The organism is Burkholderia sp. BE17 (assembly GCF_009362305.1).
In the GTDB taxonomy this organism is placed as follows: domain Bacteria; phylum Pseudomonadota; class Gammaproteobacteria; order Burkholderiales; family Burkholderiaceae; genus Burkholderia; species Burkholderia pyrrocinia_C.
The window spans coordinates 23641-36026 of the sequence record NZ_WHNU01000015.1; the positions used below are offsets into that span (position 1 = coordinate 23641).

Annotated in this window: 15 protein-coding genes; 8 read left to right on the forward strand and 7 right to left on the reverse strand. The window is 68.5% G+C overall.

Translation table 11 applies throughout. The features are described 5' to 3' along the window. Window positions 1-94: 94 nt before the first annotated feature. On the reverse strand, window positions 95-526 hold the full coding sequence (locus tag GD429_RS14770; protein ID WP_152857569.1) for a nuclear transport factor 2 family protein: 432 nt from the start codon (window positions 524-526) through the stop codon (window positions 95-97). Between the two features lie 119 nt (window positions 527-645). Continuing rightward, window positions 646-999 (reverse strand): DOPA 4,5-dioxygenase family protein, encoded by a 354-nt coding sequence (locus tag GD429_RS14775; protein WP_152857570.1) that lies wholly within the window; start codon window positions 997-999, stop codon window positions 646-648. A gap of 491 nt (window positions 1000-1490) precedes the next feature. On the opposite strand from GD429_RS14775, the gene GD429_RS14780 reads away from it, so the two are divergent. From GD429_RS14780 to GD429_RS14790, 3 genes are read left to right on the forward strand one after another with little or no spacing between them, the layout of a single operon-like run. Then, window positions 1491-1868 carry a hypothetical protein gene (locus GD429_RS14780; protein ID WP_152857571.1) on the forward strand — a complete coding sequence of 126 codons (378 nt, stop codon included), beginning with the start codon at window positions 1491-1493 and terminating at the stop codon, window positions 1866-1868. Window positions 1869-1882: 14 nt separating this feature from the next. Then, window positions 1883-2095, forward strand: a complete 213-nt coding sequence (locus GD429_RS14785; RefSeq protein WP_152857572.1) for a hypothetical protein — start codon at window positions 1883-1885, stop codon at window positions 2093-2095. Continuing rightward, window positions 2092-2580 (forward strand): hypothetical protein, encoded by a 489-nt coding sequence (locus GD429_RS14790; RefSeq protein WP_152857573.1) that lies wholly within the window; start codon window positions 2092-2094, stop codon window positions 2578-2580. The genes GD429_RS14785 and GD429_RS14790 overlap by 4 nt, the downstream gene beginning before the upstream one ends. Window positions 2581-2797: 217 nt before the next feature. Here GD429_RS14790 and hpnH read toward each other — a convergent pair whose 3' ends face one another. Continuing rightward, a complete protein-coding gene (gene hpnH / locus GD429_RS14795) occupies window positions 2798-3958 on the reverse strand; it encodes an adenosyl-hopene transferase HpnH (protein ID WP_152857574.1) in 1161 nt (386 codons plus the stop codon). A gap of 12 nt (window positions 3959-3970) precedes the next feature. Continuing rightward, window positions 3971-4912 (reverse strand): 4-hydroxy-3-methylbut-2-enyl diphosphate reductase, encoded by a 942-nt coding sequence (ispH, locus tag GD429_RS14800; RefSeq protein ID WP_034181594.1) that lies wholly within the window; start codon window positions 4910-4912, stop codon window positions 3971-3973. A 397-nt stretch (window positions 4913-5309) separates the two neighbouring features. Here ispH and GD429_RS14810 point away from each other — a divergent pair, with 397 nt between their 5' ends. Further along, window positions 5310-6497, forward strand: coding sequence for a glycosyltransferase (locus tag GD429_RS14810; RefSeq protein WP_152857575.1), 1188 nt, complete (start codon window positions 5310-5312; stop codon window positions 6495-6497). A gap of 119 nt (window positions 6498-6616) precedes the next feature. Here the strand turns inward: GD429_RS14810 and GD429_RS14815 are convergent, their stop codons facing one another. Further along, on the reverse strand, window positions 6617-8017 hold the full coding sequence (locus GD429_RS14815; protein ID WP_152857576.1) for a phage tail protein: 1401 nt from the start codon (window positions 8015-8017) through the stop codon (window positions 6617-6619). Window positions 8018-8125: 108 nt separating this feature from the next. Continuing rightward, on the reverse strand, window positions 8126-9133 hold the full coding sequence (gene hpnA / locus GD429_RS14820) for a hopanoid-associated sugar epimerase (protein ID WP_072440028.1): 1008 nt from the start codon (window positions 9131-9133) through the stop codon (window positions 8126-8128). 214 nt (window positions 9134-9347) lie between these two features. Here hpnA and GD429_RS14830 point away from each other — a divergent pair, with 214 nt between their 5' ends. The 4 genes from GD429_RS14830 (at window position 9348) to GD429_RS14845 (ending at window position 12094) form a co-directional block, all read left to right on the forward strand. Further along, window positions 9348-9644: an acylphosphatase gene (locus GD429_RS14830; protein ID WP_152857577.1), complete on the forward strand. Its 297-nt coding sequence runs from the start codon at window positions 9348-9350 to the stop codon at window positions 9642-9644. Between the two features lie 16 nt (window positions 9645-9660). After that, window positions 9661-10560 (forward strand): EamA family transporter RarD, encoded by a 900-nt coding sequence (gene rarD, locus GD429_RS14835; protein WP_152857578.1) that lies wholly within the window; start codon window positions 9661-9663, stop codon window positions 10558-10560. Then, window positions 10515-10736, forward strand: a complete 222-nt coding sequence (locus GD429_RS14840) for a hypothetical protein (RefSeq protein WP_152857579.1) — start codon at window positions 10515-10517, stop codon at window positions 10734-10736. The genes rarD and GD429_RS14840 overlap by 46 nt, the downstream gene beginning before the upstream one ends. 233 nt (window positions 10737-10969) lie before the next feature. After that, complete coding sequence (locus GD429_RS14845) at window positions 10970-12094, forward strand: OpgC domain-containing protein (RefSeq protein WP_152857580.1); 1125 nt, start codon at window positions 10970-10972, stop codon at window positions 12092-12094. Between the two features lie 34 nt (window positions 12095-12128). On the opposite strand, the gene GD429_RS14850 is transcribed toward GD429_RS14845, so the two are convergent. Beyond that, window positions 12129-12335 carry a hypothetical protein gene (locus tag GD429_RS14850; RefSeq protein ID WP_152857678.1) on the reverse strand — a complete coding sequence of 69 codons (207 nt, stop codon included), beginning with the start codon at window positions 12333-12335 and terminating at the stop codon, window positions 12129-12131. Between the last annotated feature and the right edge of the window lie 51 nt (window positions 12336-12386).

The window sequence follows — 12386 nt, forward strand, 5'->3', positions numbered from 1 at the left end:
GGTGTTGACCCGGTGACGACGCGCCACGGGCGCGTCCGGGGAATGCGCTATCGGCGCGCGGTGGTCATGGGTACGGCCCGCTCGCCGGCGGCCGTCATGCACGGTCGGGCGCCGGCGTCGCGGCCTGCAGCGCGAGAAAGCCGACCCATCCCCAGTACACGCGATGATGCACGATCAACCCGTCGCGCAGATCCATCACCTCGACGAGATCGACCTGGTCGCCTTCCGGCGTGGCGCGCGGATATTCCCACGTGAGTTGGCGACCGTTCGAGAAGAACAACCCGGTCCGGTACCAGCGTCCAAGCTTGTTGCCCGGATTGCGCAGGCCGGCCGCGAAGAATTCGCCGATCGCGGCCTTGCCGTGCAGCACGCCCGAGCCGTGGTCGGGCAGCGCAACGACGACGAGCGGCGTTTCGAGCACCGCGTCGTCCGCGTACAGCGACATCAGCGCATCGAGGTCGCGTGCGACGACGGCGGCGTGCCAGCTTTCATGGATGCGCCGGGCATCGGCGTCGGCGTGTGTCATGGCGGGTTCCCTGAAGTGTCGATAACGGAACCCACTGTATTGGCGCGACGCCGCGAGACGTTTCACGTCGGCCCGAAACGTGGATGCGGCCCTGGTTGAAGGCGGCCGCGCGCCAGACCTTATCCGGCCAGCGCGTCGAGATTCAGCACATACGACTTCCCGATCCACACCGCGCAATCGCGATGGTCGCGCAGGTCGTCGCCGGTATTCGGGTGCAGGAAGATATCGAGCGGGCCGTGGTTCAGCACGAGCCACGGCACGATGTCGTCGAATCGCGCGGCGTCGAACGCGATCTGGTACGACCAGGCCGGATGCGGGCCGACGAGACGTTCGTGAAAGCGGCCGAGTTCGATGACCGCGCCGAACCGTTCGTCGACGACCTGGCGAAACGCCCAGGCCGCGTCGCGGCTGGCCGCATCGAAATAGACGTGCGCGTGCCAACTGTCGATGGCGGTGGTGTCGAGGGCAGCCATGGAAGGACTCGATAAAAAAGGGGAATGCAAGAAGCGCCGTGCGAAACGGCCGATGCGTGATTATCGCGCGTCCTTGCCGTATGCGTCGTGTCACGGTCCGGCAATCCGACGCCGATGATTTGTCCTGTATCAGAAGAATCGTTTGATCCGATGAAACCGGGCTTGTGGTATCCGCGTGTGCGATATCACACCGGTAGCCTTGTCGGCACTTGCGCTAGCCGCAATCGCACAGGCAACACGTCATTTCGGAAATTGAAAAAGCGATGCGAGCGTGCTTTGAGGCAACTGGAAAAATGCGATCAGGCGGTTGAATGAAATAAGGAAATTCCATTTCGGCGGGATGGGTGAATGATGCGGATCGCGCGCCGAATGCAAGGCTGAAAATATCAATTGCGAAATCGGCTATTCAAGCGGAATGCGGCGCGACATACGATGATTTCAACGCATCGATGATCACCGATCGATGCGGGGACAACCATCTGGAGGCCACCATGCGATCCCTCGTTCCCGTTGCTGTTCTTTCCTGCGCACTCGTTGCGCTGCCCGCCGTCGGCTTTGCGCAGCCGGCCGGCTCCGACTGGTTGCCGAATACCGCACGGTTGAGCTGGTCGGCGGCGCGCGCCGAAACCGACACGCAACTGATCCAGATGACGCGTGCCGGCTATCGCGCGACGACGGCCGGCAACCAGAACTATCCGCTCGCGATGCAGCGCGCGCTCGAACGTGTCCACAATCCGGTGCCCGACCGGTCGCGCGAGGAGAAGGCCGCGATGGAAGCGCGCGTGGCCCGCGATGCGCAAGCAGGCCATCCGGTCAGGGCGTTCTTCGTGAAGACCGCGTACTACCTGAAGGGCGAGAACACGTTCTGATGCGGGAGACGAACATGGCTTGCCCGATCCGATTCGCCGACGTCGTGCGCGCGTCGGCGCCGCTCCAGTTGCCGGATGGGCGGGCAACGCAGCGGCGAGGCGATGCGCATGGCGCGCGGCGCGCGGCGAAGCACAACCGCGATGCAGGCCGCGGCGCCGTCGCGTGCCGTATCGTGTGGCCGGATTTCGCGGCGAGCGACGCTCCCGCACGCGAGCGCGAATCATGAAGGCCACCCGGAAAAACCGTCGCCACGTGCCGCTGACCCGCGAATGGCTGCTGCCGCTGCCGCCCGTGCATGTGCGCGACATCTCGCTGAAATGCCACATGGCGCTCGTCGCGCTGCGCGGCGAGCACGGCAACGAGGCGCTGCTGATGCGACTGCGCACGAGTGTCTATCTGGTGTTCCTGGCAATCGACGATGCGGTGTGCGCGGACGCAAGCATCGACTTGTGCGTCGACGCGGAGCGCGCGCTCGATGCGGGTGTGGCGCGCGCGGCGCAAAGCGGTGCATGGGCGCTGCGCGACGACGAGTGCGCGGTGCTCGAGCGCGTGCTCGCGGCGCACGACACCTGCGTCGCGACGCTCACGCGGCATCGGCTCGTCGAGCTGTGGCGTCACGTCTGCATGTTCGCGTCGAGCGGGCAGCCGGCGCTCGTGGCGAGCGCGGCGGAGAAGATGCGCGTGCACGCGGCCGAAACGCTGGCCGCGTAGCGTCGCGACCGGTTTCACGTGGGGATGGAGGAGACAGGGCCGACCGCACCGGCGCGGCCGATGCAATCGCGCGACGTCGACGATTGCGCGGCTGCCGCGGCAACGTGGTGCGGGCAAATCCAGCGGCCCAAAACAAAAGCGCCACGGAGTGAACTCCGTGGCACTTCATTCATGCCCGCCTGTGCGGAGGCGCTAGCCCCCGCCAGGCGAAACGCGCTTAAGCCGCCGTTGCCGGCTTCGCCGGCTTCTGCAGCTTGCCCTTGCCGGCGCGCTGGATTTCCTCGAGCTTGATCTCGACGTGGCGCGAGAACACGTACTCGGCCGGACGCTGCTTCGCGATCGAGATATCCGGTGCGAACGGGCCGTCGGTCTTGATGCCCTTGCGGCTCACGCGCAGCGCCTTCAGCGGGTTCGAGATCGTGTCCATCACGGCCGTGGCCTCGAAGCCGCAGTGGACCATGCAGTCCGCGCACTTCTCGTAGTTGCCGACGCCGTAGTTGTCCCACTCGGTCGTTTCCATCAGTTCCTTGAAGGTCTTCACGTAACCTTCGCCGACCAGGTAGCACGGCTTCTGCCAGCCGAACACCGTACGCGCCGGGTTGCCCCACGGCGTGCACTTGTAAGTCTGGTTGCCGGCCAGGAAGTCGAGGAACAGCGACGACTGGCTGAACGACCAGCGCTTGCCGCCTTCGCCGCGCTTCAGGATTTCGCGGAACAGGTTCTTCGTCTTGTCGCGGTTCAGGAAGTGCTGCTGATCCGGCGCGCGCTCGTACGCGTAGCCCGGCGACACCGTGATGCCGTCGACGCCGATCGGCCCCAGCGTGTCGAAGAACTTCGCGACGCGCTCGGGCACCGCATCGTTGAACAGCGTGCAGTTGATGTTCACGCGGAAGCCGCGGCGCTTCGCTTCCTTGATCGCCGCGACGGCCTTGTCGTACACGCCTTCCTGCGACACCGAGTGATCGTGCGCCTGCTGGTCGCCGTCGAGGTGGACCGACCAGACGAAATACGGGCTCGGCGCGTAGTCGTCCATCTTCTTTTCCATCAGCAGCGCGTTCGTGCACAGGTACACGAATTTCTTGCGCTTCATGATGCCCTTGACGATTTCCGGCATCTCCTTGTGGAGCAGCGGTTCGCCGCCGGCGATCGACACGACGGGCGCGCCGCACTCGTCGACGGCCTGCAGGCATTCCTCGACGGACAGGCGCTGGTTCAGGATCGGGTCCGGATAATCGATCTTGCCGCAGCCGTTGCACGCGAGGTTGCAGCGGAACAGCGGCTCGAGCATCAGCGCGAGCGGATAGCGTTTGTTGCCGGACAGGTGCTGGCGCACGATATATGCGCCGACACGGACTTGCTGGAGCAGCGGAATAGACAAGGGATGTCCTCCTTAAACTTCGCGGGCGACAGCTTGCGTGAGCTTCGCCGGCAGCTTGAATTCGACTTTTTCCTCACGGCCCGCCATCGTCGCGACATCGACGGGCCCCAGCGCGCGCAGCGCGCCGATTACATCCTCGACCATCTCTTCGGGCGCCGACGCGCCGGCGGTCAGGCCGACCGTCTGCACGCCCGCGAACCATTCGGCTTTCACTTCCGAGCCGTCGGCGACGAGATAGCTCGGCACACCGCTTTCGGTGCCGATCTCGCGCAGGCGGTTCGAGTTCGAGCTGTTCGTCGCGCCGACGACGAGCAGCACGTCAACCTGTTCGCTCAGCTCGCGCACGGCGGCCTGGCGATTTTGCGTCGCGTAGCAGATGTCACGCGTGTCCGGGCCGACGAGGTCGGTGAACCGGCGCTGCAGCGCTTCGATGATGCCGCGCGTGTCGTCGACCGACAGCGTGGTCTGCGTGATGTACGCGACCGGCGTATCGACGGGCAGCGTCAGCGTCGCGACTTCGGCTTCGCTCTGCACGAGGATCACCTCGGCCGGAATCTGGCCGATCGTACCCTCGACTTCCGGGTGGCCCGCGTGGCCGATCAGGATCAGCCGGCGGCCCGCCGCGACATACTGGCGGCCCTGCACGTGCACCTTCGTGACGAGCGGGCAGGTCGCGTCGAGCACGTCGAGCCCGCGCGTTTCAGCGTCGCGCTCGACCGTCTGGGCGACACCGTGCGCGCTGAAGATCGCGACAGCGCCGTGCGGCACCTCGTCGAGTTCCTCAACGAATCGTGCCCCTTTATTACGCAGATTTTCGACGACATGCCGGTTATGAACGATTTCATGACGCACATAGACCGGCGCGCCGTGCTGTTGCAGCGCGCGATCGACGATCTCGATCGCACGGACAACCCCCGCACAAAAGCCGCGGGGCTGGGCAAGGATGACTCGCATAGGTGAGCGAACTCCGACGACAGACGCCGGGGTTCGAGGAGCTGGCACCAACTCGATCGCCCCGGCTTGATGTTATGAAGGCAGGAACGAACCGGCCAGACCAGGCCCCGGAACCCCGAATTAATCGCGCATTTTAACCCTATCGGGAAGTCCTTGCTCTGGTGCCGTGTCGGCCCTGTTGCAATTGCGGGAGAACCGCGTCGGCGCTGGCGCGCGCGGAACCCAGTAAACTACGCGGTTTCGCGGGCGGCCGCTCCGGCTGCCCGGCGTCGCGCTCATTTCAAGGCCATTCGATGACCGTCGATTCTTACGCGTATTGCCCGGCCGCTCGTGCGGTTTCGGGCGTTTTGTTCCTGACCCCCATTCAACATGCCGGTGTCCGGTCGGAGGCGCGCCAATGATGCTGGCGATCGCTTTCCTGGTATCCGGCCTGTCGCTGATGATCTGGATCGTGCTGCTCGTCGCGCGCGGCGGCTTCTGGCGCGCGGTGCCCGCGCGGCCGCTGCCGCCCGACGCGCGCGGCACGGCGGCCGACGCCGGCTGGCCGGCCGTCGTCGCGGTCGTGCCGGCGCGCAACGAGGCCGACGTGATCGCCCGCGCGGCGACTTCGCTGCTCGAGCAGGATTATCCGGGCGACTTTCATCTGATCATCGTCGACGACCACAGCGACGACGGCACCGCCGACGCGGCCCGCGCGGCGGCGCTCGCGATCAACCGCGCCGACCGGTTGACGGTGCTGGCCGCGAAACCGCTGCCGGCCGGCTGGTCGGGCAAGGTGTGGGCGCAGTCGCAGGGGATCGCCGCGGTGCAGACGCTCGGCCTGCCGGCCGACTACCTGCTGCTGACGGATGCCGACATCGGCCACCCGCCCGACGCCGTCGCGCAGCTCGTCACGCGCGCGCAGGCCGAGCACCGCGATCTCGTGTCGCTGATGGTGCGGCTGCGCTGCGATTCGTTCTGGGAAAAGGCGCTGATCCCGGCGTTCGTGTTCTTCTTCGCGAAGCTCTACCCGTTCTCGTGGATCAACAACCCGCGCAACCGGACGGCCGGCGCCGCGGGCGGCTGCATGCTCGTGAAGCGCACGGCGCTGGAGGAAGCGGGCGGCATCGAGTCGATCCGCGGCGCGCTGATCGACGACTGCAGCCTCGCCGCGCAGATCAAGCATCGCGGCAGCGGCCGCCATCCGATCCGCCTCGACCTGGCCGACCGCAGCGTGTCGCTGCGCCCGTACGACAGCTGGCGCGACATCTGGAACATGATCGCGCGCACCGCGTTCACGCAGCTGCACTATTCGCCGCTGCTGCTGGCCGGCACGCTGCTCGGGATGGCGATCATCTATCTGGTGCCGCCCGTCGCGGCGCTCGCGTACGGCGCGCGCGCGTGGCCGGCGTGGCTCGCGTGGGCGTCGATGTGCGCCGCGTATGCACCGATGCTGCGCTACTACCGGCGCTCGCCGCTGTGGGCGCCCGCGCTGCCGCTCGTCGCGCTGTTCTATGTCGGCGCGACGTTCGCGTCCGCGTGGCGCTACTGGCGCGGCAAGGGCGGCCAGTGGAAGGCGCGCGTGCAGGCGCCGGTGGATCGCTGAGCGTTTCGCGCGCCGCCGGCGCGCGGCCCGGGACGCTGCCGTTCCGGCAGCCGGAAAGCAAACAGCCCGATCGGAAACCGGTCGGGCTGTTTGCTTTCGGCGGTGCTGCTTGCCGGTGCTTACCGCTGGGTCAGCATCATGTACATCTGGACCACGACGTCCGGCGAGAACGTGAACGGAACCCAGCCGTAGCCGGTGTGGCGGGCGACCAGCAGGCGGTCGCCGTTCGACTGCTTCTGCACGGCCATCATCGGGTTCTTCGTCGTCACGAAACGCCAGCCGGCCGGGATGCCGGGCGGCGGCTCCGGCTGCATCGACGCGCGCGCATGCGCGAGTTCCTCGATCAACTGACCGAGTTGCTCCGGATGCAGCGTGATCGATTCGCCGTTGATGGTCAGCGTGAGTTCGTGCTGCGACGGACGCGCCACGTGCAGCGTCGCTTTGTCGGCCGGGTTGGCGGCCGCTTCGGCTTCGGTTTCAGTCGCGGCTTCGGCTTGCGCCGGCGCAACGATCGCGGTTCCGGCGTGGGCTGCCGCATCGGCTGCATCGGCTGCAGCCGGCGCGGATGCGTTCACAGCCGGTTCCGCCGCCGGCGTGCCTGCCGGTGCCGGTTCGACGGTTTCGGCGGCAACGGCCGGGGCGGCCACCGCGTTCGTCGCGGCTTCCTTGACGACGGCCTCGACCAGCGCCTCGGCGTCGGCAATGGCCTTCGCGTGGTGCTGCGCGGCGGCTTCGGCCTGCGCGATCGCTTCGGCATGGCGCTGCGTGACGGCATCGGCCTGCGCGGTGGCGTCGGCGTGGCGTTGCGCGGCGGCTTCGGCTTGCGCGATCGCTTCGGCGTGACGCTGCGCGACGGCTTGCGCCTCGGCGGTCGCGTCGGCATGACGCTGCGCGGCGGCCTGTGCCTCGGCGATCGCTTCCGTATGACGCTGTGCGAGCGCTTCGGCCTCGGCGATCGCGGCCGTGTGGCGCTGCGTGGCCGCTTCGGCTTCGGCGGTCGCTTGCGCGTGACGCTTCGCGGCGGCCTCGGCTTCGGCGGTCGCTGCCGCATGGCGCTGCGCGGCAGCCTCGGCTTCGGTCGCGGCGGCGTCATGGCGTTGCGCGGCGGTCTCCGCTTCTGCGATCGCCGCTGCGTGGCGTTGCGATGCGGCTTCGGCATCCGCGTGACGTTGCGCGAGCGCCTCGGTCCGTGCGGTGGCTTCCGTATGGCGCTGCACGGCGGCTTCGGCCTGCGCGGCCGCATCCGTATGACGGTGGGCGGCGGCTTCGGCGGTGGCGGTGGCTTCCGCGTGGCGCTGCTGCGCGGCTTCGGCCTCGGCGGCTGCCGTCGTGTGGCGCTGCGCGGCGGCCTGCGCTTCGGTTTCCGCGGCGGCGTGACGTTGCGCCGCGGCCTGGGCTTCCGCCGCTGCGGCGCGCGCGAAGGCTTCCGCGCTGCGGGCCGCCTGCTGTGCGGCGTGGTGATCGTGGAGGAGCTGATCGACGCCCGCGTTGAGCGAATCGATCTGATCGTTCAGGTTCATGCGTGTCTTCTCTGCGTAAGACCCGCGATTTTACCCGCTGCGCCGGTGCCGGTCCGCGCACGACGTGTAACAAAGTGCGCAAGGCGGCGCGAGGCGCGCCGCTTTGTGTTATTTCAGGTACCCCGCCGAGCCGAACCAGTCGAGCGCATCGCGCAGCCCTTCGCGGTACGGGCGCGCGCGGTAGCCGAGCTCGCGCTCGGCCTTCGCGGACGTGAAATACATCTTGTTCTTCGACATCCGCAGCCCGTCCACGGTGACGAACGGCTCCTTCTTCGTGAACTTCGCGACCGCTTCGGCGCCGACCGCGAGCGGGTACAGCGGCCAGCGCGGCAGCGCGATCGTCGGCGCCTTGCGGCCCGTCATCTGCGCGATGTCGGCCAGCATCTGCTGCAGCGGCAGGTTCTCGCCGCCGAGGATGTAGCGCTCGCCGATCCGGCCGCGTTCGAGCGCGAGGAAGTGGCCGTGCGCGACGTCGTCGACGTGCACGAGGTTCAGCCCCGTGTCGACGAACGCGGGAATCTTGCCGAGCGCGGCCTCGACGATGATGCGGCCGGTCGGCGTCGGCTTCACGTCGCGCGGGCCGATCGGCGTCGACGGGTTGACGATCACGGCCGGCAGCCCTTCGTCGGCGATCATCCGCTCGACCGCGCGTTCCGCGAGCACCTTGCTGCGCTTGTAGACGCCGATCGCCTGCTCGGGCGTGAGCGGCCGGTTTTCGTCGGACGGGTCGCCCGCGCTCGTGACCTTCAGCGTCGCGACGCTGCTCGTGTAGACGATCCGCTCGACGCCTTCGGCGCGTGCCGCGCGCATCGTCGCGACCGCGCCTTCGAGGTTCGCGCGCTCGATCTCGTCGGGATCGGGCGCCCACAGCCGGTAGTCGGCCGCCACGTGCAGCAGGTAGCGCACGCCGCGCAGCGCGGCTCGCATCGACGCCTCGTCGCGCATGTCGCCGGTGACGATCTCGGCGTCGAGATCCGCGACGTTCGTGCGCGGGCTGGTCGGGCGTACGAGCACGCGCACCGCAAAGCCTTTCTGCTGCGCGATGCGCGCGACGGCCGAGCCGACGAAACCGGACGCGCCGGTGACGAGAACGAGATCGCGGGAGGTATCAGTCATGCGTTTCCTTCAGGGCCGCGCGCGAGCGGCGCGGCGGTTGAGCGTCGGCGAGATTGTACGTGGTCGGCGCGCGCGGCGACGCAACGCCGGCGCCCCGGCGGGCCGTGCTTCCGTGGCGGCGCGGTGGCGGCGCGCGGCCGGGCCGCCGCACGCGTGTGCGAAGCGGCCGACGCGACTACAATGCCGGGCTTGAATGCAACGGGAGGGCGACGCGATGAGCCGCAATGAACTGGACGAACGGATCGAGACCTACTACGTGCGGGTGCGCGGCGTCGTGCAGGGCGTCGGCTTCCGTCATGCGACGGTGCGCGAGGCGCATGCGCTGAAGCTGCGCGGCTGGGTCGCGAATCTCGAGGACGGCAGCGTCGAGGCGATGATCCAGGGTCCCGGCGCGCAGATCGACCGGATGCTCGCGTGGTTGCGCCACGGGCCGCCGGCCGCGCGCGTGACCGAGGTGACGTTCGAGGAACGCCGGACCGAAAGGCGCTTCGACCGTTTCCAGCAGCAGTAACAGGCACAGAACAACCATGACGGGGTATCCGGAAGCCGGGCGCGGCCTCTTGCTGTCGGTGATGGCATCGACGCTGTTCGCGCTGATGTCGGCTTACGCGAAACTGCTCGCGCCGCTCACGGGGCTCGACATCTTCGCGTGGCGCGTGTTGTGGACCGCGCCGGGCGCGCTCGCGCTGATCGCGTTGCGCGGCCGCTGGCCCGCGCTCGCCAACCTCGCGCGGCGCAGCGTGCGCGACTGGCGTTTGCTGATCGCGCTGCCCGCGAGCGCGGCGCTGCTCGGCCTGCAGTTGTGGCTGTTCCTGTGGGCCCCGCTGCACGGCCGCATGCTCGAGGTGTCGCTCGGCTATTTCCTGCTGCCGCTGACGATGGTGCTCGTCGGCCGCTTCTACTATCGCGAACGCCTCGACCCGCTGCAATGGGCGGCCGTCGCGTGCGCCGCGCTCGGCGTCGCGCACGAAGTGTGGGCGACGCGCGCGTTCGCGTGGCCGACGCTCGTCGTCGCGCTCGGCTATCCGCCGTATTTCGTGCTGCGCCGCCGGATCAACGCGGATTCGCTCGCCGCGTTCGCGGTCGAGATCGTGCTGTTGTGCCCGGTCGCGTTCGCGATGGTCGCGGCGAGCACGACGCGCGTCGCGAGCCATCCGGTGCTGTGGGCCGCGCTGCTGCCGGGGCTCGGCGTGCTCAGCACGCTCGCGCTCGCGAGCTACCTGAAGGCGAGCCGGATGCTGCCGATGGCGCTGTTCGGGATTCTCGGCTACGTCGAGCCCGTGCTGCTCGTCGCGGTGTCGCTGCTGCTGCTCGGCGAGACGCTGAGCGTCGCGGAGCTCGCGACGTACGGGCCGATCTGGGTCGCCGTCGCGCTGACCGCGTGGCACAGCGCAACGCTGATGCGGCGCTTGCCCGCGCGCGGATAAGCATCGATCTCGATCGCGGTGCGGCGGCCGAATGGAACGCGCCGCGCATCGCGCACTGCTCGACGATCGACGATCGAACCACGGTCGAATGCATCGATGCTGACCGCAAACTGGCGTCGCGCTGGCGTCAATCTGGCGGCGCTGCCCGCTTCATTTTGCCGGCCTCGTCGTTGTAATCGAACAGAAGATTCGGTTGCACTTTGTTACTTAGGGTCTCCCCGGATCGGCCATTAGACTGGCCTGACCGACTTCCCTTCGTATGCAGCTTTCCAATGAACGGTCATGTCCGTGCCTGGCCGGCCGGGTTGGCGCGATGCGGGCATACGCGCATCGCCGCTGATCGCGCTCGCCTTCTCCTTCCCGATCCATTCCCCGGCGCCTGTCGCGCCGCCGTTGCGCAGGTGCGCTCATGTCGTTGAGCATGCCGCCTTCCGCCGCGGTCCGGCCGTCGCGCGGCGGCCGCCTGATCGAAGTCGATTTCTTCCGCGGGCTCGTGCTGTTGATGATCGTCGTCGATCACATCGGCGCGAGCGTGCTGTCGCGCGTGACGCTGCACGCGTTCGCGCTGTGCGACGCGGCCGAGGTGTTCGTCTTTCTCGGCGGCTTCGCGACCGCGAGCGCGTACGGCGCGATCGCCGAACGGCACGGCGCGCGTGCCGCGCAGCGCCGGTTCGTGCGCCGCGCGATGCAGATCTACCGCGCGTTTCTCGCGACGTCGACGCTGATGCTCGTCGTGTCGGCCGTGCTCGATCACTACGGGATCGATGCGCCGAACCTCGCGCTCGACGACGTCAGCGTGATGCTCGCGTCGCCGCTCACGGGCCTCGCCGAATTGCTGACGTTCCAGCGCCAGCCGTATCTCGCGTCGGTGCTGCCGATGTACGTGTTGTTCGCGCTCGCGTCGCCGGTGCTCGTGCCGTTCGCGCGCCGCCATCCGTGGCTGCTGGTCGCGCTCGGCGTCGCGTCGTGGCTGGCGGCGGGCTGGCTCGGCCCCGAGCTGCTGGATACCGACGGCTTCCGCTGGAGCTTCAACCCGTTCGCATGGCAACTGATGTTCGTCGCCGGCGTGCTCGCGCGCTGCCAGCCGTTCTACCGGCGCATCGCGCTCGGGCGATGGGGCGCCGCGGCGACCGGCGTCGCGTGCGCGGTCGTGCTCGGTTGCGCGAGCTACAAGCTGTTCTCGGGGCTGCCGCTGCCCGAAGGCGTGTTCAAGCGCGATCTCGCGCTGCCGCGCGTCGTGAGCTTCGCGGCCGTCGCGTGGCTGATGGCCGATTGCGTGCGCTACGGCTGGATCGCGCGGATCGCGCAGGGCGTGCGGCCCGTCGTCGCGGTCGGCCAGCGCGGGCTGATCTGCTTCGTCGCGGGCGCGGCGATCTCGCTCGTCATCGATTCGCTGCTGCACCCGGTCGCGCACGGCGCCGATCTGCGGCATGTCGGCGTGGGCCTCGTGGCCGACGCATGCGCACTCGGGCTGATGATGGCCGTGGCCGGTTCGGGAACGTGGATCGCGCGATGGCGCGGCGCGGCCGCGTGAGCGGCGCGTGCGGCACGGAACGTGCCGCGCGGTGTCAGTGAGGTGAGCCGATGCGGGAGCGGGGAACGGCGGTTGCTTCGTCGGATTCGGCGTCGTCGCGTTCGTCCGGCGCCGGGTCGTCGCGCTCCGCGAGTACCGCGTCGGCTTCGGCCGCGGCTCGGGCGGCGCGTATCGCGGTGCAGCGCTGAGCGTGCCGGATGTCCGACAGTATCCTCAGCAGCCGCGTGGTCTTGCTTTTCATGATCTTCTCCCGCCAGTGCGCATCGCGACGGATCGGATGCGTTTTCACCAG